1 tRNA gene and 1 rRNA gene are annotated in these 803 nt (G+C 47.4%); both read right to left on the reverse strand.

The window, feature by feature from the left end:
* Positions 1-252 (reverse strand): 23S ribosomal RNA (locus G5229_RS20540); the annotation flags it as partial.
* A 238-nt stretch (positions 253-490) separates the two neighbouring features.
* Positions 491-566 (reverse strand) — tRNA-Glu (locus tag G5229_RS20545).
* Positions 567-803 lie beyond the last annotated feature (237 nt).

The following is an 803-nucleotide window of genomic DNA, read 5'->3' on the forward strand; positions in this document are numbered from 1 at the left end:
TCGCCGCTACTGAGGGAATCTCGGTTGATTTCTTTTCCTCGGGGTACTTAGATGTTTCAGTTCTCCCGGTTCGCCTCTGTTACCTATGTATTCAGTAACAGATACCCGAGTTATCTCGGGTGGGTTTCCCCATTCGGAAATCTGTGAGTAATAGCGTCTCTTACCGACTTCTCACAGCTTATCGCAGGTTAGTACGTCCTTCATCGCCTCTGACTGCCAAGGCATCCACCATGTACGCTTAGTCACTTAACCATACAACCCCAAGAAGTGTCGGTGAAACCGGCACAGCTTGTTGTCGTACAACAAGGACCAAATAAAATTTGGTTTTCGCCAAGAAGTTTCCAAAGCACTTGTAACAAATGTTTGAGAACTACTTTTTAAATCAGCTTTCCAGATTGTTAAAGAGCATGTTTGCAACGGCTCAAGGCCGAAGAAAACAGAGTTAAGAATTAACTTCTTAACTCTGCATTCTTGTTAGCAAGAAGAGAAGTGGCGTCCCCTAGGGGATTCGAACCCCTGTTACCGCCGTGAAAGGGCGGTGTCCTAGGCCTCTAGACGAAGGGGACCCCGGGTCTGCTTTGCAGTGCTTGCGCACTGAGACAACAGGTAGCAGTAAACTGCTATTCACATCCCGTTATCCGGCAGAGGAGGTTTTCTCTCATCCATCCCGAGGGCTGGACAACAGAAGCTGATGCATCACTGCATCAGGTCTTTGCTCTAACTACTTTGAATCAAGGCAATCTGTGTGAACACTCAACAACTTCGACATCTTAAGGTAAGGAGGTGATCCAACCCCAGGTTCC

The sequence above is a fragment of the Aeromonas sp. 602396 genome (assembly GCF_049173735.1).
Lineage (GTDB): Bacteria > Pseudomonadota > Gammaproteobacteria > Enterobacterales > Aeromonadaceae > Aeromonas > Aeromonas veronii_A.